This is a genomic window from Frigoribacterium sp. MEB024 (assembly GCF_000878135.1).
In the GTDB taxonomy this organism is placed as follows: domain Bacteria; phylum Actinomycetota; class Actinomycetes; order Actinomycetales; family Microbacteriaceae; genus Frigoribacterium.
This window is the reverse complement of record NZ_JXQZ01000037.1, coordinates 21,402-41,613: the sequence shown is the minus strand read 5'-3', so window position 1 is coordinate 41,613 and position 20,212 is coordinate 21,402. Positions and strand designations below refer to the sequence as shown.

Here is a 20,212-nt window from a genome sequence, read left to right as displayed (position 1 = left end):
CAGCCCTGTTGCGCGAGTCCATGTCTCGACTCTCAGACGGGACCCTCGTCACGGCCGACGAGGTCGTGCCGGGTGGGCGCACCCGCGAGGATCGCGGCGAGCCACTCGGGCGTGTTCTCGGCAGTCCGGGGAAAATCCTCGAAGTCGGCACGATATTCCTCGGCACCGAAGTGACCTAGTTCGGGTTCGTTGTCGTAGTCGTACTGTGCGCTGAGTTTTCCGGCGGCCGTCACGGTGAAGACGGCGGTGAACCACGTGCCTGCCCCTGGCTTGTACATCAGGCGCCTCAGTCGACGAGCCGCTTCGAACGTGCGTCGCGCGGGAGCAGCCGACTCCTGGGAGCCGTCGGCTGCGAAGAGCAACGTCTCGCCGGCCATCACACCCCGAGCCATGCTTGTCTGCATGCGGATGCGGTCGGAACCCGAAGGAATCAGTGCAAGGAGCTGCGAACCCAGTTCTCTCAGTGCATCACGTTCTGCTTCGAGACCCGACTTCACCTTGTCGTCACCGGACATTGTCGTAGAACTCCTGTCGTAGCGGTTGACCGTGAGCCTGGATCTTGACTTGGACACCGGTCGGGACTGTGTTCGTGCCCTCGTACTCCGGAAGCACTTTGAGGTCGGCGGCGCCTCCGTCGGACGCGGTCAGGGCTTGCCGGAGTTCGCGTTCGAGGTTACCGAAGGAGTGGCCCCGGCCGCGATTGACCTCTCGGAGCATCGGCACGATGTTGATCTTCTCGCCGCCGCCGCCGAACATGTTGGCCAGGAGGTGGCCTCCCTCGTACCCGACACCGCCCTCCTTGCCGATGCGCTTCTGCACCGACTCGGACCGGTCGGCATCGCCGAGTTGGAGGTCGTCGAACTCGGCGAGCACCGTGCGGCTGGCGTGGTCCGTGACGTAGACGTGCTTGCCACCGACGACGTAGGTCGTGTCCGCGGCGGGCTGCATGAGGTCGTAGTTCAGGTTGCCCTTGCCGCCGTACTCGGTCTCGACGTGGACGATGCGACCTGTCGCGTCGGTCGAGAACACACCCCGGCCAGGCACCGTGTACGCCGTGTCCGGGGCGAGGACCTGACCGTGGGCGAACGGCTTCTCCTTCGTCGGCAGGTCGGAGCCCGAGACCGTCACGTGGTGCTCGACGGCCGGTGTGGCGTGCGGCGTCGGTTCGGTCGGGGTGGGCGTCCGGTCAGGGCCCGACAGGTCGAGCTCCCCGATGTCCGTGTCATGGCCGCCACCGGCTGACCGGTCAGGGGTTGCACCCGCGCCGTCGACGGGACCGTCGGCCCGACCGGGCTCGTCCGTCCCAGGGCCGTCCGCGCGACCTGCGTCGCTCGTCCCAGGGCCGTCGGCCCGACCTGCATCGCTCGATCCGGCACCGTCGGCTCGCCCGGCATCGCCCGCTCCGCCTCCGTCGCCACGTTCGAGCAGCGTCGTGCCACCCGATCCGGGGTCGGCGGCGCGGGCCGCACCGGCGGCGGGGTCGGAGCCGGTGCCACCACCCGCGTGGGCTGACGCGTCGGCGTGCGTGGGGGACGCGGCCCGCGCCTCCTCGGCTGCTCGACCGAGGTCGCCGTAGTCGGCGAAGTCCTCGAGCTTCGACAGGGACTCGAAGTCGACCTTCTTGCCGGCCTTGAGAGCGCCGGTCAGGCCCTCGAACTCGACGTCGGTCATGCGGTCGAGCGCCGTCATCGTGTCGGTCAGGTCGTCCAGGCCGCCGACCTTCGAGAGACCGCTGCCGCGCGCCCCGAACTCGCTCAGCAGGCTGTCGACCCGGGCCAGCCCGCTGGGCAGGTGCGCCGCGTCGCCGGCGATCTCGGCGGCACGACCCGCGATGGTGGCCGTCCTCGCCGCGCCCGACGCCACCTTGACGCCGGCCCCGACCTCTCCGGCACCGGGGATGAAGAACGATCCGATGTTCGCCACCGCGAACGTGCCCGCCGCCACCGGGTCCTCCTCCCACTGCTCGGGAGAACCGACGATGCCCTGCACCATGCCGTCCATCGTCTGCTTGTACTTGTCGCGCAGCCCCCGCAACGGTTCGGGCACGACCGAGTCGGGCAGGTTCGCCAGCGCCGGTGCCGCCGGCATCACGGCGGTGACGGCGAGGGCGCCGAGGCCGGTGACCAGACCCTTCCAGGCCTCGCCGGCCAAGGACCAGTCGTGCTTCCAGCCGTTCGCGGCGTCGAAGCCCACGAGCGACACGGTGCCCTCGACGAAGTTCTTCCCGAACTCGGTCAGTCCGTCACCGACCGATTCGTAGCAGGACCTCTCGCCCTTTCCCTGGGCACCCCAGGGGTTGTCCTCGGCGGTGTCGAGCTGTTCGGCCGTGACGGCGGTCTGCGTCGTGGCGCAGACGTCGTCCCGCAGGGCGGTGACCGCGTTCTCGAACTCGACCCGGGCCGCGTCGATCTTCGCGATCTCGACGTTGTACTCGGACTGCAGCTCGTTGTTGCGCTCGACCGAGGGCGTGTGCTCGTTCCACGGGATGGTCTGCTCGCCCGATCCCTCGGGCACGTAGGCGACCCCGCCGTCGATCTGGCTGTTCTGCCAAAGCGTGTTGTCGGGATCGTTGAAGGCCAGGTGCACGCCTCCGGCGATCGAGGCCCGGAACTCCTCGGCCTCGACCACGAGCTCCTTGATGCGCTTGACGGGAGCCGTGACGGCCTCGGCCAGGACGTCGAGCAGGGCGCCCACGGTCGACATCGTGTCGGCGACCGTCGCGGCGTCCTCCCGCACCGGGTCCATCGACGCGAACAGCTGCGGCCCCTCGGGGGCTTCGTAGGACGCCGACAGGCCGGACCAGTCGGTCAGGACCGCCTCGGCGTTCGTGACGATCGACGTCGCGGTCGCCTTGTACGAGGTCGCGGCCGAGGCGATCGACTCGGGCGAGATGTCGAGGCCGTAGAACTTCTCCGGGTCGATCAGCGACCCCTTGGTGGCCATCAGCGGCCTCCCTGTCCGAAGCTGAGATCGTTCGACGCGAGGGCCTGCACCGCCGCGGCCTGCGTCTTGTCGGCCATGTCCTCGTGGCCCTGCACGTAGGCGAGGGCCGCGTCCCCCGCACCCGTCGCGCAGGCGAGGATGCGGGCGTTGATCCCCTGGACGCGCGGCACCTGCGACGAGATCAGGTCGACGACGGCCACGGCCGACGACACGAGGATGTCGCTGCCCACGCCGGCGTTCAGCTCGCCCTGGGCGGTCTCGACGTCGGCGAAGGTGCGCGCGAACGTCTCGGCCGAGCCCTGCACCTTGGTGAGGACGGCCACCACGCCGTCGGGTTCGATGCTCCATGCGGTCATCGGTCGTCTCCTGTCGTCACGAGGGTGCCCTGCACGTCGTCGGCCAGGCGCCGGGCCAGCGCCTGGGTGAGGGGCCCGTCGAAGGGGCCGTAGGCCTCCGTCCACCAGCGATCGGTGGCGGGGTGGTCGGTCGGTCGGCCCGGGGGGCCGTCGGAGGGCGCCCTGTCGGTGACGGACAGGCCGAGGCCGCGCCGCGCCTCCCGGGGGTCCTCGAGCTGCGTGCTGCGCAGCACGGCCAGGACCAGGCCGTCGCCGGACGCGATCTGGATGCCGCCGCCCTGCCAGAGGCGCCCGGCACCGAGGCCGCCGTCGACGGCCGCGGCCGCGGTCACGACCTCGACGGCCGTCACGGGCTCGGCCGAGATGATCACGAACTCACGGGGCACGGCGCACCGCCGGGGGGAGGAGGGCGTCGGCGACGACACCCGGGCCGATCGCGTCGAGGGCCGCCGCGAAGCGCTGCCACCGGGTCGCGTCGGCACCGAACGGCACCACGAGCGAGGGCGTGCGGGCGTTGCCGGTCGTGGTCCCGCCGTGCTCGGCGGCGAAGGAGGCCGCGTCGAGACCCAGGCGCCGCACGGCCCGCGCGCCGACCACCGCGGCCAGGGGCTGCGGCGTCGTCGGCCGGTAGGGCGTGATCGTCGCGTCGGCCGCTCCCCGCAGGCTCCACGCCGTCGCCAGCAGCACCTGCTGCTTCTCGGACAGGCTGCGCAAAGCCGAGGAGGCGCGGGTCGCGTCGTCGACGCCGGTCGCCTCGGGCAGCGCGAACAGCAGCCGCGTCTCTTCGGTCAGGCCGGTCTCGCTGCGCGCGATGCGGATCGTGCCGGTCCAGACCGTGCCGTCGGGTGCGGAGCCCGCGACGTGCACCCGGGAGTCCCGTGGCATGCGCGCCCGGGCCAGGGCCGTGATGCGACCGCGGTCCCAGACGGTGGCGGGGGGTTCGGAGGTGCCCCACACGGTGGGCGCGACGCCCGCGACGGCGGTGACCAGCGCCTCCGTCGTCGAGCCGGTCAGGGCCTCGGCCCTGGCCGTGTGGTGGACGGCCACGGAGAACTGCAGCCAGGGGCGCGTCGTCTCGACCGCCGGCTGGGGCAGGAGGGCGAACTCGTCGGCGGGCGCGGTCGCCCGCGCCGAGCCGTCGACCGGGTCGCCGAGGGGATCGAGCAGGGCCTCGTCGTACGACGCCACCCGGGCACCGCCGATGGCGTGGCGCAGGTGGCCGTCGGCGTCCCGCACCATCCAGGCCCCGGCGACGAGGCGCAGGGCCTGGTAGAGCGCCCAGCTGAGCCGGGCGTCGTCGTGGGTGACGACGACGACGCGGACGCCGGCGCGGGTCGCGTCGGTGAGCAGGGCCTGCCGACCCGAGGTCAGGCCGACGACGGGGGCGGTGCTGATCGTCGCGATCCACCCCGGCCCGCTCGCGTCGGCGAGCGGGTGGGGCAGGGTCGTCGCCCGTGAGTCGCTCACGGGCCGGGCCTAGATGCCGTCGACGGCGGCCTTGGCCCGCTGCATGGCGGTCTGGGCCGACTCGTCGTTCGACGCGAGCGACTGGCGGAGCGTGTTGATGATCGTGCGCACCTCGGTGGCGACGCGGTTCCAGCGCTGCTCCTTGCCCGCGTACTCCTCGCTGGAGCCGTCGGCCTGGTAGTCCGCCATGGCGGTCTTGACGTCGGAGTCGCGCTGCGTGATGAGCGCCTCGAGGCGGCTGGCGACGGCGTTGAAGTTGTCCTGGGCGTTGCCCGAGGCTCCGAGGTCGAAGTCGCGGCGGTCGGTTGCGTTGGCCATGGTCGTTCCCCCTTATGCGCGCGATCCGCCGAAGCGGGCGCTCTCGAATCCGGCACCGGACTGGGCCGAGGTGGTCTCGTCGGCGATCTGCTGCTCACCCTCGACGAAGGCACGGTTCTGGCCCGTGATGCCGGTCAGCACCGACGACAGGGCGGCGTTGAGCTCGACGGAGATGCCGTCGACCTCGCCCTTGAAGCGGTCGAAGGCGGCGCGGCCGGCTCCGTTGAAGCGGCCTTCGAGCGGCGCGGCCGCGTCGGCGAGCTGGCGCACGAGCGCGCCGAGGTCGTCGCCGGCCCCGCTCGTCTTCTGGCTCAGTTGCGTGAGGGTCTCGCTCCCCATGGCGAACTTCATCATGTCGTTCTCCCCTTGCTTCGATCTGATGGCGACCCGTCACGGGTCGACTCATGAGGAAATCACGATTACGTCTCGATCGCCACCCGTTCGCGGGGTACATGTCGGGGGACCAGGGCGGGGGACAGGTGCGTGTCGACCCCGGAACGGGTGTCTCACCGGGGGACGCGGGGTCGGCTAGCCTGGGGCCGATCGTGCGCTCCGGGGACGCGGGCGGTCGCTCTTCGTCGGCCTCGACGACCTGGTCCGGACCCCGCAGGCGAGAGGCGGAACCGTGGGCGCACTGGTGGGCGCGCGAAGCTGCGGACGCTGCGGTCAGCCGCTCGGTGCGGGCGCGACCTGGTGCTTCTGGTGCGGCGTGCGGATCGTCTCGGCGGCCACCGGCAGCGCCATCGGCACCTACTCGGGTCTGCTCGCGGGCGTGCAGACGGCGACCCCGTCGAGGCGTCGCAGCGCGGTCGCGATCGACTGGGGAGTGCCCCTCCTCCTGCTCGGCGTCCTCGTCGTCGGCGTGGCCACGGGCGCCTCGTCCGCCACGGCCGGCGCGGCGCTCGTCCCCGTCCCCGTCGAGGTCGCCGTCGTGGTCGTCGCCGTGGGCTTCGTGGCGCTCGACGTCGTGCTCTACGTGCGCGGCGGTCGCTCGGTGGGCCGCCTGCTGCTCTCGTTGCGAACCGTGGACGACCTGACCGGCCGTCCGCCGGCCGTGCTGAGGGTCGACCGCCGCGGGCGCTTCAGCATCCGTCGTCAGGCGGTGACGGTCGACCTGCGGCGTGGCCGCGATCCCATGACGTCGTCGCCACCGCTCGTGCAGAGGCCGGCCCTGCCCGCCGCGGCCTCCGCCCCGCTGCCGCCCCACCCGACCGACCCGCTCGACGCCGCGGGACGACCCGACGAGAACACCTTCGGGCGCACGGGCCAGGGCCGACCCACGACCACCGCCCCGTCGATCGTCCTCGAGCTCGACAGCGGCGAACGCCTCGACCTCGAGTCGACCCTGCTGATCGGCCGCGCCCCGGTCAACCGCGAGGGCGAGGAGCACCCGGTCTTCGCCTGGGCGGACCTCGCCCGCAGCCTCACCAAGACCCACGCCCTCTTCGCGTGGGAGGGGGCCGTGCTGTGGGTCACCGACCTCGGCTCGACCAACGGATCGTCCCTCGTGGCGCCGGACGGCACGCGCCAACCGCTCGTGGCGGGCCTGCGCGGGCCGGCCGCACCGGGATACGTCGTCGAGCTCGGCGAACGGACCCTCACCGTGCAGCCGTCGGGGGTGGTGGACGCATGAGCGGGGACCGCGACGTCGTCCTGCTCGAGACCGTCAAGACGCACCGCGCCCGCCTGGTCTCGGCCCTCCTGTTCGGCGAACTCGACGAGCGTCGACTGGTCAACGACAACGTGCGTCGCCTGGTCGTGAGCCTGGTCATCGCGGCGGTCGCCTGCGCCGGCTGTGCCGGCACGTCCTTCGTGCTCTCGGTGCTGGCCGACCAGCGCGCGACCCAGTCGCAGACCACCGGAGGGTCAGGAGGCGCGGTGCCGGTCACCGGCTCGCCGTCGCCTTCTCCCGCGTCGACCGACGTCCCCGACCCCACCCTCACGACGGAGCCCCGATGACCGACTACACCCGGCTGACCATCGTCGGCACGGCGCGCAAGGCCGAGATGGTCGTGCCCGCCGACGAGCCGATCGGTGGTCTGATCCCCCGGCTGATGGAGCTGCTCGACGAGCGCCCGGGTGCCGTGTCGCGCCCGCTGACGCTCGTCCGGTCGACGGGGGAGCAGCTCGACACCTCGCTGTCGGTCGCCGAACAACGCATCGTCGACGGCGAGTTGCTGCGGTTGCTGCGCGAGGACGCCGCGCCCCCGCCGCCCGAGGTCGCGGACGTCACCGACGTGCTGGCCGAGTCGCTCGCCAGCCGACCGGGCCTCTGGACTCCACGGTCGCGCACGGCGACGGCGGCCGTCGCGATCGGCCTGCTCTCGCTGGCCCTCTCGACGGTGCTGGCCAGGGCGTCCGACGTCGAGCCCGTCGGCACGCTCGCGATCGTCTACGGGTTCGCCGTCGTGGTCGCCCTCGTGTCCGGCCGGTTCGGCGGCCGCTGGCTCGCCGTCGCCGCGACCTCGGTCGCCCTCGGCTGTGCGGCCCCCCTGGCGGTCGTGCTCGGAGCCGTCCCGGCCCTCGAGCTGCCGCCGGTCGACGTGGCGCTCGCCGTGATCGTGCTCGCCTGGGTCGCGCTGGCGCTCGGCGCGGGCGCCGGTCTCGGCTCCCGGTCGGCCTGGTGGGGCGGCGTCCTCGGCGTCGTGCTCGGGGCCGTGCCGATCGTGCTGCGGTCCCTCGGCGTCCAGGACGCGGGGGCCGTGGGCGTCGGCGCCGTGCTCGCCGTCGTCGTCTGCGGCCTGCTGCCCTGGTTCGCCATGAGCGCCTCGGGTCTGACCGGTCTCGACGACCAGGTGGTCGACGGGCGCCGGGGCCGCCGCGACGAGGTGCTGCTGACGGTCGGCGACGCCTACCGCACCCTGACCTGGTCGACCTTCGCGGTGGCGGGACCCGTGGCCGTCACGGCCGTCTCGTCCGTCGGGTCGGCCGATCTCTGGCAGGTCGGTCTCGGGGTCGCCGTGGTGCTCGTCGTCGCGGCCCGCACCCGGGCCCTGCCGATCGCCGCCCAGGGCTGGGTGCTCTGGGCCGCCGCCCTGATCGGCCTGCTCGGGGGCCTGCTCGTCCAACCGATCGCTCCCGGGTGGCTCGTCGTCGTCCTGTTCGCGGCCGGCGTCGTGGTCGCGGTCGTGGCCGGCGGCGTCGACCCGGTCGCCCACCAGCGCGCCTCGCTGCGCCGCGTGGGCAACCTCGTCGAGGCGCTGGGCGTCGTGGCCCTGCTGCCCGTCCTGCTCGGGGTGTTCGGCGTCTACGCCGACCTGCTCGGGGCCTTCTCGTGAGCGCCTTCGACGCGTTCGTCCGATCGGCACCGCTCGCCCTCCTCGGCAGCGTGAGCGCCCGGGTGCACGAGGTGACCACGGTCGACGAGATCGTCCGGCGACCGCTGCCCGTGTCCCGCCGCATCGGCTTCGTGCAGGCGCGGGGCGGAGCCGGGGCGAGCTCGACCGCCGGCTACGTCGCCGCCCTCCTCGCCCGGCGTCGTCCCGGGCTCGTCCTCGGCGTGGACGCGTCGCGCGGTCCTCGCGGCATGCTCTGGCAGGCCGGTGCGCCGGTCGGTTCGAGTGCGGCGCCGAGCTCCCGACGACGCACGGCCCGCCGGTCGGTCGACGCCGTCGACGGCCTGCCCCGGACGCCCTCGGGCCTGTACGCCCTCTCGCTCGACCCTCGCGGTGAGTCCCGGGCCGTGGCCGCCGCGGCGGGCTGGTTCGACGAGGTCACGCCGATCAGCCGGTTCTTCGACCTCGTCGTGACCGACTGGGGAGTGCGCGACTGGCGCGCGGACCTCACCGACGTGGTGTCGGCCAGCCGGACGGTCTGCATCGTGGCCCGCGCCGACCGCCACGCCGCCGAGGAGGCTGCGGCGCTCGTGCCGGCGATCAAGGACCACCCCGACCGGCCCGACGTGGTCATCGCCCTGGTCGACGTCGGCGACGCCGGTCGCGCGGCGCCCGTCACGGTCGGTGACGACCCCACCGTGCCCGTCGTGCGCGTGCCCTACGACGCGGCCCGTTCCGGCGGTCGACCGGTGTCGAGCGCGGCGCTGGGCACCCGCACCCGCATCGCGTACGCCCGCCTCGCCGCGGCCCTGCTGCCCCTCGACGCCCCGTCGGTCCCGCGGGGCGCCCCGCCCGTCGACGCCCCCGGCCCGGCCCCGTCCGCAGCCGACCCCGGCCCGTCGGAGCGCCGCCCCTCGGAACGCCGTCAGGCCCGGGGGCGGGACGCCCGCCCGGCCGTCACCGACGACCAGGAGGCGCGACGATGACCGTCAAGCTCGTCCACCGGCCCACGCGCATCACGCGACCCGTCCAGCCCGCCGAGCACGAGGACATCACGCCGCCGCCCCAGCTGGCCGACGGCAAGGTCGGCGGCGTGCCCGTGCAGGCCCTGCTGCCCGTCGTGGGCGCCCTCTCGAGCGTCGTGATGATCGTCGTCTACCGCGGCAGCTCGAACCCGCTCTTCCTGCTGGTCGGCGCGGTGCTGCTGATCGTCGCCCTCGTCGGCGGCCTCGCGGTCACCCTCAGCCAGCGGGGCAACGCCGCGCGGCAGCGACGACTGCAGCGCGAGCGCTACCTCGACTTCCTCGAACGACTGCGGTCGCGCATGCGCACCAAGGCCCGGACCGTCCGGGCGACGGCGGCCGTGCTCGACCCCGAACCCGCCGCCCTGCTCGAGTTGGTGCGAGACCCCGCGCGACTCTGGGAGCGCCGTCGCCAGCACGACGACTTCCTCTCGGTGCGGATCGGCGAGGGCGACCTGACCTGGTTCCCGATGTCGGTCCCCGAGGACCCGAACCCCGTGCAGCCGTTCGACCCGATCATGGCCAGCGAGGCCGAGTCCGTGGTCGAGCACCTCTCGACCGTCCGGGGCATGCCCATCACGGTCGACCTCGACCGCGCCGGATCGGTCGCCGTGCTGGGCGACCGCGAGTCCGCGCTGCGGGTCGCCCGCTCGATGATCCTGCAGCTCGCCGCCCTGCACTCGCCCGACGACGTGCACCTGGCCGCGGCGTTCCCCGAGAGCGCGGCCGCCGACTGGCGCGGCTTCGACCTCGTCCCGCACGCCGTGGACGACTCGTTGTACGACGGACCGGTGCCGGCGCGACGGGTCGCGACCAGCGCCTCCTCGTTGCTCTCGGTGATCGGCGGCGAACTGGGCGACCGGGCGCAGGAGGCCGCCACGACGAAGCGCTCGATCGGTACGACGGCGCGCACCGAGGGATCGCGCCTCGTCGTCTTCGTCGACGACTGGGGGCACGTCGCCTCGAGCATCCCGGTGCCCGACGCCGACCTCTCGCTGACCGATCTCGGCGTCACGACCGTCCACCTGCTCAGCGACCGCCTGCACGAGCCGTCGGACGTGACCCTGCGCATCACCGTCGAGGGCGACGAGGCGGTCGTGACCGACGCCCGCGTCGAGGACGACGGCCAGGTCCGCGTGCAGACGGCGACGATCGACGCCACGACCCCGCAGCTGTTCGAGGCCGTCGCCCGCACGCTCACCCCCCTGCGCCTCAGCCTCAGCCGGCAGGACGAGGTCGACTCGGCCCAGGCCGTCGAGATCACCGACCTGCTGGGCATCGACGACGTGACGACCCTGACGCCGGCGACCGCGTGGACGCCGCGCTCGCCGCGGGACTTCCTGCGCGTGCCGATCGGCATCGACGACTTCGGGGCGCCGGTCCTGCTCGACCTCAAGGAGTCCGCGCAGCTCGGCATGGGCCCGCACGGCATCTGCATCGGTGCGACCGGCTCGGGCAAGAGCGAGCTGCTGCGCACGCTCGTCCTCGGCCTGGCCCTGTCGCATTCGCCCGACGACCTCAGCATGGTCCTCGTCGACTACAAAGGAGGCGCGGCGTTCGCTCCGTTCGCGGGGTTGCCCCACGTCGCCGGGCTGATCGACAACCTGGCCGACGACGCGCAGCTCACCGAACGCGCGCGGGTCAGCATCCAGGGCGAGGTCGTCCGACGTCAGGAGCAGTTGCGCGACGCGGGTGGCGCGTCGTCCATCAGCCACTACCGCGAGCTGCGCGTCGGCCGCCCCGAGCTTCCGCCGATGCCGCACCTGTTCGTCGTCATCGACGAGTTCGGCGAGCTGCTCACGGCGGAGCCCGAGTTCGTCGACCTGCTGCTCACCATCGGGCGCATCGGACGGTCGATCGGCGTGCACCTGCTGCTCTCGAGCCAACGCATCGAGGCGGGCAAGTTGCGCGGCCTCGACACCTACCTCTCGTATCGGATCGGCCTGCGGACCTTCTCCGAGGCCGAGAGCTCGATCGTGCTCGACCGGCCGGACGCGTTCCACCTGCCCGCGGTCCCGGGGTTCGGCTTCCTCAAGGTGGACACCTCGGTGTACCGCAGGTTCCGTGCGGGCTACGTGTCGGGCCCCCTGCCGACCGAGGCCGCCCGCTCGCTCGCGGGCGACGACGCACGGCCGACCGCCCTGCTGCTGCCGACCTTCAACGGCATCGCGGGGGGTGACGACGAGGGCGGCGAGGAAGAACTCTCGCGCCCCGACGTCGGTCGTGCCGTCATCGACGAGGCCGTCGACCGCCTGATGGGCGGCGGCACCGACGTCGACCCCGTCTGGCTGCCGCCCCTGCCCGACCGGCTCGCGCTCTCGCGGGTGGTCGGAGCGGACCAGGCCGGCGGCCTGCGGGTGCCGATGGGACTGCTCGACGACCCGGCGCGCCAACGGCAGGACCCGTGGCTGCTCGACCTGGCCCGGGCCGGCGGACACGTGGCCGTGATCGGGGCGCCTCAGACGGGTCGCAGCACGTTCCTGCGCACGCTCGTCGCCTCGCTGGCCCTGACGCACACGCCCCAGGAGGTCGGCATCTACGGCATGGACCTCACGGGTGGTGGACTCGGCCGGATCGAGGGGTTCCCGCACGTCGGCGGTGTGGCGACGCGAGCGAGCAAGGACCGCCTCCTGCGCCTGCTCGAAGAACTGGCGGCCATGCTGACGACCCGGGAACGCGTGTTCCGCGACCACGGCATCGACTCGCTCGCCATGCTGCGGCGACTGCACGCGGCGGGCGAGGTGCCCGAACTGATCTCGGCCGACGTGGTGCTCGTCGTCGACGGCACCGGTCAGCTGCGCGGGGACTTCACCGAGCTCGAGACGGCGTTCGGCGACCTGCTGCTGCGCGGCGGCAGCTACGGACTGCACGTCGTGCTCGGGATGACGCGGTGGAACGAACTGCGGATGGCGCAGCAACCGCTGGTCGGCACCCGGGTCGAGTTGCACCTGAACGATCCGGCGGACTCGGTCATCGGTCGCAAGCTGGCCCAGACCATCCGCGCCGACCAGGCCGGCCGGGCCCTGACCGACGAGAACCTGTTCGCCCAGGTGGCGTTGCCGGTGCTGGACGACACGGACGACGACGAGGTCGGCGACGCGCTCGAGGCCCTCGCCCGCCGGTCCGCGGCGAGCTGGAACGGCCCCGCGGCCGCACCGATCCGCTTGCTGCCCACCGAGCTGTCGCCGGACGAGCTGCCCGACGCGTTGGACGAGCCCGAGGCCATCCCGTTCGGCCTCCGGCAGGACACCATGCAGCCGGTCGCCCTCGACCCGGGCGCCGACCAGCACCTGCTCGTCTTCGGCGACTCCAAGGCCGGCAAGTCGACCCTGCTGCGCGGACTCGTCCGCGGCTTCGTCGACCGGGCGACACCGGACGAGCTCGTCGTGGCCCTCATGGACCTCCGTGGCGACCTCGTCGCCGAGGTGCCCGACGACTACCTGGGCGGGCACGCCTCGACGAGCACGGACGCCCGCGCCCTCGCGGTCGCCGTCGCCGACGAGCTCGCGAAGCGCCAGGCCGGCGACCGCGACGCCGGGCCGCGCATCGTGGTGGTGATCGACGACTACGACATCGTCGCCTCGGGGGGCACCGAACCGCTCAAGCCACTGCTGCCGTTCCTGCCGTCGGCGCGCGACCTCCGGCTGCACGTGTTGATCAGCCGGCCGGTCGCCGGCTCGGCACGGGCGCTGTACGACCCGGCGCTGCAGACGCTGCGCGACACGGGCGGGTCGTCGTTCATCATGTCGGGCGAGCGCAGCGAGGGACCGATCGTGCCGCAGGTCTACGCCGAGCAGATGACCGCCGGTCGTGGTCGGCTGGTCCGTCGCGGCCAGGCGCCGCGCATCGTCCAGGTGGCCCGGTTCGAGGCCGACGTGCGAGCCGACGCCGAGCGAGCCGACACCGAGCCGTCCGACGCCGCCGGAGCGGGCTCGTGACGGGCCGGACGGTCGTCGTCGCGGGCGTCGCCGGCGGCGTCGGGACGACGACGGTCACGGCCCTGCTCTTCACCCAGCTCTCGGGGGAGTCGGTGCCTCGGCTGATCGACCACTCGGGCGGTGACCTCGGGAGCCGGCTGACCGGGGGTGACGACGCGCCGCGGGTCGACCACGAGCTGACGCTGCACGACCTCGGCGCCCACGCCGACGGCGCCCTCCTCGACCTGCTCGACGACGCGAGCGTCTTCGGGGTCGTCGTGGCCCCGACGACCCCGGTCGGCTTCGCCGACGCCCAACGGGTCCTCGCCCGCATCCGCGAGCGGCACGGGGTCGGCGGCCTCCGCCGGGTGATGCTCGTGGTCGTCGGCGTCTTCGGCGAGCACCGGACCACGCGCTCGAGCGAGGCGCTGCAGAACGAGTTCGGCCGTCGCTCGCTCGTCGTCGTCCCGCGCGACCCCGCCCTCGCGGCGGGCGGTCGCGTGCCGCTCAACCGGCTGACCCGGGAGTCCCGACGGGCCCAGGGCGAACTCGTGTCGTACCTGCGCGAACGCCTGGCGAGCCACCGCGACGCGCGCTGAGGCGCCGGTCCGCGCCTCCGGCCGGGACGCGAGCCGCGCCTCCTCGTCCGACGGGCGTCAGCGCAGGGGCTCGATGAGGTGCGGGCCGTTGTTGCGGACGTTGTTCGCGTCGCGGCTCACCTCGTGCTGCACGAGGTCGTGGGCGACCTCGAACGAGTCCCGGTCGAGCAGCGAGAGCAGCTCGTCGGCGTCGAGGCCGTCGCCCAACCAGTCGTCGTACGAGTCGGAGGTGAGGCAGGCCGGCATCCGGTCGTGCACCTCGCCCGGTGCCACGTGGGCGTCGCGCGTGATGATCGTCGTCGAGAGCACCCAGCGGTCGGGGTCGTCCTCGCCCTTCGAGGGGTCGGGCCACGCGGTGACGAGGCCGGCCATGGCGAGCCCGGCGTCGGGCTGGTGCACGTAGTGCGGCTGCTTGCCGGTCTCGGTCACGACCCACTCGTAGTACCCCTGCGCGGGCACGATGCACCGGCTGGTCGCGAACGCCCGGCGGAACATGCCGCTCGTCGCCACGGTCTCGATGCGGGCGTTGATCGGCTGCGGACGCTTCTTCAGGTCGGGGTACCACGACGGCACGAATCCCCAGCGGGCGCCGGGTAGCTGCCTCTCGCCGTGCCGCTCACGGACGACCGGCACGACGGTCGTCGGAGCGACGTTGAAGTCGTCGGGCAGGGGCCCCAGGCCGTCGAGCAGGCTCGGCAGCAGATCGGACGTGGCCCGGGCAACGACGTAGCGACCGCACATGCCGACAGTCTGCTCTTCCGCGGAGGGGTGTGACGGTGGTTCACTGTGGCCGTGGCGCCGCGTGGGACGGCTACACGGTGAGAGGGTGGTGACCATGTCCGACGAGCAGAACCCCGCGCGCGGCTTCGTCGTCGCGGGCGTCGTGCCGAGCTCGGGCGAGGCCGTCGTGGCGACCGCGGCCGACCTGGCGGCGCGCTACGGCACCGGTCTGCTCTGCGTCTCGGTCGAACCCGACCGGCTCGCCTTCGCCGAGGGCATCGACGGCACCGTCCTGTCGTACCCCCTCGACCCCGACGACTACACCGAGACCCTGTCCTTCGACGCCGACCTGGAGGCGCGGCTGCGGCCGGTCGCCTCGGCTCGCGGCGTCGAGCTGCGCACCTCGATCGTCGCCGGCGACCCCGCCCGGTGCCTGTCGCACCTGGCCGAGCAGCTCGACGCCCCGCTGATCGTCGTCGGCAGCCGCGAGGCCGGCCTGCGGGGCAGCGTCCGTGAGTTCTTCGCGGGCTCGGTCGCCCTGCACCTCAGCCACCGTCAGCACCGACCGGTCGTCGTCGTGCCGCTCGCCCCCGTCCCCCGCAGCCAGACGCTGCCGTGGGAGGATGAACTGTGACGCGAGGCCGCCGGTGACGGGTGCCGCGCGCCCTCGCGCCCCGCACCTCCGTCCGTCCCTGATCGCCCTCGTCGCCCTGGGCGGCGCCCTCGGGACGGCCGCACGGGTCGGGGTGACGCTCGTCGTGCCGTCGTGGGGGGCGTTCGACACGGCGATCTTCGCGATCAACGTGGTCGGGGCGTTCGTGCTCGGCGTCCTGCTCGAGCGGTTGCTGCGCTCCGGGCCCGACGAGGGTGGGCGTCGCCGGCTCCGACTCCTCGTGGGGACGGGCGTCCTCGGCGGGTTCACGACCTACAGCTCGCTCGCGACCGAGACCGCGGCGCTCGCCGGGGCGGGTGGGGGCGACCTCGCCGTCGCCGCGCTCTACGGACTGCTGAGCCTGGTGCTGGGGGTGCTCGCCGCGGCGGCCGGCATCCGGGTCGGGGCACGTCTGGCGGGGCGCGCCTCGTGAGCCCGCTGCTCCTCGTCGCCGTCGCGGCGGCCGGCGGGATCGGTGCCGCCGCGCGCTTCGTCGTCGACGGCCTCGTCAAGGACCGCCTCGGCTCCGCCTACCCGTGGGGCACGACCGCCATCAACGTGTCGGGCTCGTTCGCGCTGGGGCTGGTGACCGGCCTCGCCCTGCAGGCGGTCGTCGCGCCCGAGTGGAAGGCCGTCCTCGGCACCGGCCTGCTCGGTGGGTACACGACGTTCAGCACCGCGAGCGTCGAGACGGTGCGGCTGCTGGCGGCCGGGCGACGCGGGGCCGCGGTCGCGAACGGCCTGGGCATGCTCGTCGCGTGCGTGGGCGTCGCATCGCTCGGGCTGTGGCTCGGCTCGCTCGCCTGACGGCCTCCGGGGGAAGGGGCCCGGTCAGGCGTGCGTCTCGCGCTCGTGCCCCGCGTGGTCGGCCGGCTCGAGCTGGAACGTCGCGTGCTCGACCGAGAAGTGGGCGGCGAGGCACCGGTCGAGGGCGTCCAGGGTCTCGTCGACCTTCATGTCGCAGAACACCTCGCGCTCGACGACGACGTGCGCCGAGAAGACGGTCGCCCCGCTGGTGATCTGCCAGGCGTGGACGTCGTGTGCCGAGACGACGCCCGGGGTGTCGCCGATGTGCGTGCGGACCGACTCGAGGTCGATGTCGCCCGGAGCCGAGCCGAACAGCACCCGGATCGCCTCGCGCAGCAGCGACCAGGCCCGTGGCACGATCATCGCCGCGATGATCAGCGACCCGACCGAATCGGCCTGAGTGAAGCCCGTGGTCAGAACGACGACGGCGGCCACGACGACGGCGGCCGAGCCGAGCAGGTCGCCGAGCACCTCGAGGTAGGCCCCGCGCATGTTGATCGAGTGCGTCGCCCCGCCCCGCAGCACGAGCAGTGCCGCGACGTTCGTCGCTCCGCCGACCAGGCCGACGACCAGCATCGGCAGCCCGAGCACCTCGTGCCCGCCGACCGCCACGAGACGGGAGACGGCGGCGACGGCGACCGAGAGCGACACGGCGAGCAGCACGAGGCCGTTGACGAAGGCGGCGAACACCTCGGCCCGCCGGTAGCCGTAGGTCTGTCGGCCGCTCGCGGGTCGGGCGGCGACGATCGTGGCCACGAGGGCGATGACCAATCCGGCCAGGTCGGAGAGCATGTGCCCCGAGTCGGCCAACAGCGCGAGGGAGCCCGAGAGCCAGGCGCCGACCAGCTGGGCGACGAGCCCGAGGGCGATGATCGCGATCGCGAGGCGGAGCCGTCGTCCGTCGGCGGCGACGTGTCCGTGTCCGTGGTCGTGGCCCATGGGCGCCTCTCGTCGGGATGAGGGTCGGGGGTGGCGGATCGGGGTGGGGATCCGTCCGGCGGATCGGCCCGCCGGATCGGTCCGCCGGCGTTCCGGGCCGGCGTCGAATCTACCGGCGCCCGACGGCGACGGCCACCGATCCGGGCAGTCGATAACGAGTCTCGATCCCTGCAACGACGCCGATCGGGGCGCGCCGGGCGAACGAGGAGGTGCGGGTCGGCCCCGCCTGGGAGCCGCCCCCACCGCGCATGGTTCAGTGAGGCATGACCGACTCGACCGAGACCTCCTCCGCCTCCCTCGGGGAACCCGCCCGCGCCTCCTCGTCCGTCGTCGCCGTGACGGGTGCGACGGGTGCCGTGGGCGGCATCGTGGCCGCGCACCTGTCCGAGCGGGGCGTGCCGCTGCGGCTCGTCGTGCGCGACGCCGCCCGCGCGCCCCGGCTCGACGGGGCCGAGGCCGAGGTCGCCGTCGCCACGTACGGTGACCGGGCGGCCTCCGTCGAGGCGCTGCGCGGGGTCGAGACCCTGTTCATGGTGTCGGCGGCCGAGGCCCCCGACCGCGTCGACCAGCACCGCTCGTTCGTCGACGCCGCCGTCGAGGCGGGCGTGCGGCACGTGGTCTACACGTCGTTCGCCGGTGCGTCGGCCGAGTCGGTGTTCACGCTCGGGCGGGACCACTTCGCGACCGAGCAGCACATCCGCGAGTCGGGGCTGGCCTTCACGTTCCTGCGGGACAACTTCTACCTGGACTTCATCCCGCTGTTCGCGGACGAGCAGGGCGTCATCCGCGGCCCGGCCGGCGACGGGCGCGTGGCGGCGGTGGCCCGGGCCGACGTCGCTGCGGTGGCGGCCGTCGTGCTGCTCGACCACGAGTCGCACGCCGGGGCGACCTACGACCTCACCGGGTCCGAGGCGTTCACCCTGACCGAGGCGGCTGCCCGCCTCACCGCCCTCGGCGGGCGGTCGTTCACGTTCGTGGACGAGACGGTCGACGAGGCCTTCGAGTCCCGCCGCGTCTTCGAGCCGGAGCCCTTCCAGGCGGACGCCTGGGTCAGCACCTACACGTCCATGGCCTCGGGCGAGGTGGCGCAGGTGACGTCGTCCGTGCGCGACCTGACCGGACGCGACCCGTTGACGCTCGAGGTGCTCTTCGCCGGAGGCGTGCCGCGCTGACCCTGCCCGCCGGGCCCCCGGGCCGTCCGTCCGGGCGGCTCAGGGCACGCGTCGCGACGACAGCACGCCGCTGACGCCGAGCACGACGACCGCCGCGGCGACGCCGATCATCGGGATCTGCCAGTTGCCGCTGACGTCGTGCAGCCCGCCGATGGCGAGCGGGCCGAGCGCCGCGATCGCGTAGCCGCCGCCCTGCACGAGGGCCGACAGGCGCCGCGCCTCGACGTCGGTCGACGCCATGCGCACGATGACGATGAAGATGATCGTGATCCCGCCGCCCTGCGCGGCTCCGCCGAAGATCGACCAGAGCAACCAGTGCTCGGGGGCGAAGAGCAGGCCCAGCGGCATGGCCGACCAGAAGACGGCGATCAGCCCGATGACGACCGCCGGCCGCACGCGCAGGGCGAGGAACGGCACGCCCAGCGCACCCACGACCGCGAGGATCTGGAACACCGACGAACTCGCGCCGGCCGCCTCGCGGGTGAGACCGACCTCGTCGCGCAGCAGCGTCGGCATCCAGGCCGTGAGCCCGTAGTAGCCGAAGGCCTGACCCGAGAACGCCAGCGTCAGGCCCCAGGTGGTCCACCGACGCAGCAGCGGGGTGGCGCCACGCCGGCGTTCGCGCGCGTCGGCCTCGGCCTCGCCGGGCTCGACGACGTCGATGCCCCCGGTGAAGACGTCGGTCGCCGAGGAGGCGCGGTGCCGGTCGTCGACGTCGGCCTGCGACCCCGGCACCACGGCCACGCGGCCGCCCCGCACCGCCACGCGGGGGCCCACGGCGATCGACCAGACGACGGCGGCCAGGACGGCGAGCAGCCCCCAGGTGACGAGGGCCAGGGGCCAGCCGACGACCGAGGCGATCGGGGCCGTGGCCAACGACGTGATCATCGATCCGACGTTGAGGGCCGAGGTGTAGATGCCCGTGACGAAGCCGGCCCGCTCGGGGCTGAAGTCGCGGCGGATGACGACGGGCAGCACGACGTTGCCGATCGTGATGGCGACGCCGATCACGATCGTGCCGACGTAGAGCCAGACCGTGCCACCGGCCGTGCGCAACAGGGTGCCGAGCAGGACGCCCGCGAGGCCCAGCGTGACGGCCCGCTCGGCACCGATGCGGCCGATCAGGGCCGAGGCGAACGGGCTGGCCACGGCGAAGCAGAGCACGGGGATGCTGGTGAGCAGTCCGGCCACGACCGCCGTGAGGCCGAGGTCGGCGCTCATCTGGTCGAGCACGGGAGCGGGGGCCACGATCGGCCCACGCATGTTGAGGGCGATCAGCACGATCGCGAGGGTGATCAGCCAGGCGGCGGGCGACCGCACGACGGCCGCGGCGCGGGTCACGCGGCGCCGCGCAGCAGGGAGACGCCCAGCAGGTCGGCCACCTCGTCGACGTCCGCCGCGACGGCGACCGCGCCGACGTGCTCGTCGGGCTCGCCGTAGCCCCAGCCGACCAGGATCGTGGGCACGCCGTGCACGGCCGCACCCTCGACGTCGTGGCGGCGGTCGCCGAGCAGGACGGGCCGCGAGAGGTCGGCGCCGCGCGCCCGCAGGCGCTTCAAGGCCTCTTCGACGACGTCGGCCTTGGTGTTGCGCACCTCGTCGTCGGAGGCGCCGGTGATGACGTCGAGGTAGCGGTCGAGTCCGTGCGCCCGCAGGATCGCGGTGGCCGGGGTCTCGGGCTTCGAGGTCGCGGTCGACGTGGGGATGCCGGCGGCGTGCACGGCCGCCATGAGGTCGGGCACGCCCGGGAAGACCTCGCCCTCGAGGGCGCCGTGGGCGAGGTAGTGCGCGCGGTAGAGCCGCATGGCGTCGACGAGGCGCTCGCCGTCGAGGCCGAGGCGCACCTCGAAGCTCTGCGGCAGGGGCGGGCCGACCCAGGCCATCAGGTCGGCGGCGGAGGGCACCGGCAGGCCGAGTGCGCCGATCGTGTGGGCGAGGCTGGCGGTGATCGCGGGCGCCGAGTCGGCGATGGTGCCGTCGAGGTCGTAGAGGACGGCCGTGTAGGGGAGAGTCATCGCCCCCAGC

General features: G+C 73.6%; 21 protein-coding genes. 10 read left to right on the top strand and 11 right to left on the bottom strand.

The features are described from left to right. Window positions 1–32 precede the first annotated feature (32 nt). From SZ60_RS08965 to SZ60_RS08935, 7 genes are read right to left on the bottom strand one after another with little or no spacing between them, the layout of a single operon-like run. Window positions 33–515, bottom strand: coding sequence for a hypothetical protein (locus SZ60_RS08965; protein ID WP_137846903.1), 483 nt, complete (start codon window positions 513–515; stop codon window positions 33–35). Next, on the bottom strand, window positions 505–2,943 hold the full coding sequence (locus SZ60_RS16460; protein WP_052505271.1) for a DNA/RNA non-specific endonuclease: 2,439 nt from the start codon (window positions 2,941–2,943) through the stop codon (window positions 505–507). The genes SZ60_RS08965 and SZ60_RS16460 overlap by 11 nt, the downstream gene beginning before the upstream one ends. Then, window positions 2,943–3,299, bottom strand: a complete 357-nt coding sequence (locus SZ60_RS08955) for a DUF6507 family protein (protein WP_043595268.1) — start codon at window positions 3,297–3,299, stop codon at window positions 2,943–2,945. Before SZ60_RS08955 ends, SZ60_RS16460 begins: the two co-directional genes overlap by 1 nt. Then, window positions 3,296–3,685 (bottom strand): hypothetical protein, encoded by a 390-nt coding sequence (locus tag SZ60_RS08950; protein WP_043595266.1) that lies wholly within the window; start codon window positions 3,683–3,685, stop codon window positions 3,296–3,298. The genes SZ60_RS08955 and SZ60_RS08950 overlap by 4 nt, the downstream gene beginning before the upstream one ends. Continuing rightward, window positions 3,675–4,766: a DUF6177 family protein gene (locus tag SZ60_RS08945; RefSeq protein WP_043595264.1), complete on the bottom strand. Its 1,092-nt coding sequence runs from the start codon at window positions 4,764–4,766 to the stop codon at window positions 3,675–3,677. Before SZ60_RS08945 ends, SZ60_RS08950 begins: the two co-directional genes overlap by 11 nt. 9 nt (window positions 4,767–4,775) lie before the next feature. Beyond that, window positions 4,776–5,084 (bottom strand): pore-forming ESAT-6 family protein, encoded by a 309-nt coding sequence (locus SZ60_RS08940; RefSeq protein ID WP_043595262.1) that lies wholly within the window; start codon window positions 5,082–5,084, stop codon window positions 4,776–4,778. 12 nt (window positions 5,085–5,096) lie between these two features. After that, window positions 5,097–5,438 carry a WXG100 family type VII secretion target gene (locus SZ60_RS08935; RefSeq protein ID WP_307785006.1) on the bottom strand — a complete coding sequence of 114 codons (342 nt, stop codon included), beginning with the start codon at window positions 5,436–5,438 and terminating at the stop codon, window positions 5,097–5,099. A gap of 271 nt (window positions 5,439–5,709) precedes the next feature. Between SZ60_RS08935 and SZ60_RS08930 the strand changes: the two genes are divergently transcribed. The 6 genes from SZ60_RS08930 to SZ60_RS08905 are packed head-to-tail and all read left to right on the top strand — an operon-like array spanning window position 5,710 to window position 13,897. After that, a complete protein-coding gene (locus tag SZ60_RS08930; RefSeq protein ID WP_082060001.1) occupies window positions 5,710–6,717 on the top strand; it encodes an RDD family protein in 1,008 nt (335 codons plus the stop codon). Further along, window positions 6,714–7,043 (top strand): hypothetical protein, encoded by a 330-nt coding sequence (locus tag SZ60_RS08925; protein WP_043595259.1) that lies wholly within the window; start codon window positions 6,714–6,716, stop codon window positions 7,041–7,043. Before SZ60_RS08930 ends, SZ60_RS08925 begins: the two co-directional genes overlap by 4 nt. Beyond that, complete coding sequence (locus SZ60_RS08920; RefSeq protein WP_043595258.1) at window positions 7,040–8,362, top strand: EsaB/YukD family protein; 1,323 nt, start codon at window positions 7,040–7,042, stop codon at window positions 8,360–8,362. The genes SZ60_RS08925 and SZ60_RS08920 overlap by 4 nt, the downstream gene beginning before the upstream one ends. After that, entirely contained in the window at window positions 8,359–9,345 is a 987-nt protein-coding gene (locus SZ60_RS17820; protein ID WP_043595256.1) for a hypothetical protein, read from the top strand. The genes SZ60_RS08920 and SZ60_RS17820 overlap by 4 nt, the downstream gene beginning before the upstream one ends. Continuing rightward, entirely contained in the window at window positions 9,342–13,319 is a 3,978-nt protein-coding gene (gene eccCa, locus SZ60_RS08910) for a type VII secretion protein EccCa (RefSeq protein ID WP_082060000.1), read from the top strand. Before SZ60_RS17820 ends, eccCa begins: the two co-directional genes overlap by 4 nt. Continuing rightward, window positions 13,316–13,897 carry a hypothetical protein gene (locus tag SZ60_RS08905; RefSeq protein ID WP_043595254.1) on the top strand — a complete coding sequence of 194 codons (582 nt, stop codon included), beginning with the start codon at window positions 13,316–13,318 and terminating at the stop codon, window positions 13,895–13,897. Before eccCa ends, SZ60_RS08905 begins: the two co-directional genes overlap by 4 nt. A gap of 57 nt (window positions 13,898–13,954) precedes the next feature. On the opposite strand, the gene SZ60_RS08900 is transcribed toward SZ60_RS08905, so the two are convergent. Further along, the gene (locus tag SZ60_RS08900; protein WP_043595252.1) at window positions 13,955–14,638 is read right to left on the bottom strand and encodes an SOS response-associated peptidase; all 684 of its coding nucleotides are present in this window, start codon (window positions 14,636–14,638) and stop codon (window positions 13,955–13,957) included. Between the two features lie 94 nt (window positions 14,639–14,732). Here SZ60_RS08900 and SZ60_RS08895 point away from each other — a divergent pair, with 94 nt between their 5' ends. The 3 genes from SZ60_RS08895 to crcB are packed head-to-tail and all read left to right on the top strand — an operon-like array spanning window position 14,733 to window position 16,076. Next, window positions 14,733–15,251, top strand: coding sequence for a universal stress protein (locus tag SZ60_RS08895; protein WP_043595367.1), 519 nt, complete (start codon window positions 14,733–14,735; stop codon window positions 15,249–15,251). Then, on the top strand, window positions 15,241–15,702 hold the full coding sequence (locus SZ60_RS08890) for a CrcB family protein (protein WP_043595250.1): 462 nt from the start codon (window positions 15,241–15,243) through the stop codon (window positions 15,700–15,702). Before SZ60_RS08895 ends, SZ60_RS08890 begins: the two co-directional genes overlap by 11 nt. Next, window positions 15,699–16,076, top strand: coding sequence for a fluoride efflux transporter CrcB (gene crcB / locus SZ60_RS08885; protein ID WP_043595249.1), 378 nt, complete (start codon window positions 15,699–15,701; stop codon window positions 16,074–16,076). The genes SZ60_RS08890 and crcB overlap by 4 nt, the downstream gene beginning before the upstream one ends. A gap of 24 nt (window positions 16,077–16,100) precedes the next feature. On the opposite strand, the gene SZ60_RS08880 is transcribed toward crcB, so the two are convergent. Then, entirely contained in the window at window positions 16,101–17,015 is a 915-nt protein-coding gene (locus SZ60_RS08880) for a cation diffusion facilitator family transporter (protein WP_043595247.1), read from the bottom strand. Window positions 17,016–17,278: 263 nt separating this feature from the next. On the opposite strand from SZ60_RS08880, the gene SZ60_RS08875 reads away from it, so the two are divergent. Then, window positions 17,279–18,187 carry an SDR family oxidoreductase gene (locus SZ60_RS08875; RefSeq protein WP_043595245.1) on the top strand — a complete coding sequence of 303 codons (909 nt, stop codon included), beginning with the start codon at window positions 17,279–17,281 and terminating at the stop codon, window positions 18,185–18,187. 39 nt (window positions 18,188–18,226) lie between these two features. Here the strand turns inward: SZ60_RS08875 and SZ60_RS08870 are convergent, their stop codons facing one another. Then, on the bottom strand, window positions 18,227–19,528 hold the full coding sequence (locus SZ60_RS08870; RefSeq protein ID WP_043595243.1) for a CynX/NimT family MFS transporter: 1,302 nt from the start codon (window positions 19,526–19,528) through the stop codon (window positions 18,227–18,229). Further along, window positions 19,525–20,202 (bottom strand): HAD hydrolase-like protein, encoded by a 678-nt coding sequence (locus tag SZ60_RS08865; RefSeq protein WP_043595241.1) that lies wholly within the window; start codon window positions 20,200–20,202, stop codon window positions 19,525–19,527. The genes SZ60_RS08870 and SZ60_RS08865 overlap by 4 nt, the downstream gene beginning before the upstream one ends. Between the last annotated feature and the right edge of the window lie 10 nt (window positions 20,203–20,212).